Source organism: Acinetobacter sp. V2 (assembly GCF_001188385.1).
In the GTDB taxonomy this organism is placed as follows: domain Bacteria; phylum Pseudomonadota; class Gammaproteobacteria; order Pseudomonadales; family Moraxellaceae; genus Acinetobacter; species Acinetobacter oleivorans.
In genome coordinates, this window is record NZ_JZFB01000005.1 from 154,542 (window position 1) to 154,769 (window position 228).

Sequence of the window (228 nt, forward strand, 5' to 3'; positions counted from 1 at the left end):
CGAACGCTAAAGAGTCTTTAGCCTCGGTTGATAAGATTATTGCAGAAAAAAGTAAACAGGCTGCAAATGCTCCCGCACAGCCAGCACCAAAGAAATAATCAATGAAAAGCCCCGTAAGGGGGCTTTTCTTTTATCACCACAAAGCAATAAGCCCGCTAACGCCAATAAAACCAACAACTGTACTAATCATAAGCGGTGTTAATGCTTTTTCATTTAAGCCATAGGCTT

Annotated in this window: 1 pseudogene; it reads left to right on the plus strand. The window is 41.2% G+C overall.

Annotation, left to right across the window (positions count from 1 at the left end):
• Positions 1-98 (plus strand): annotated as a pseudogene (locus tag UC75_RS21965) (sel1 repeat family protein); the annotation flags it as partial.
• Between the last annotated feature and the right edge of the window lie 130 nt (positions 99-228).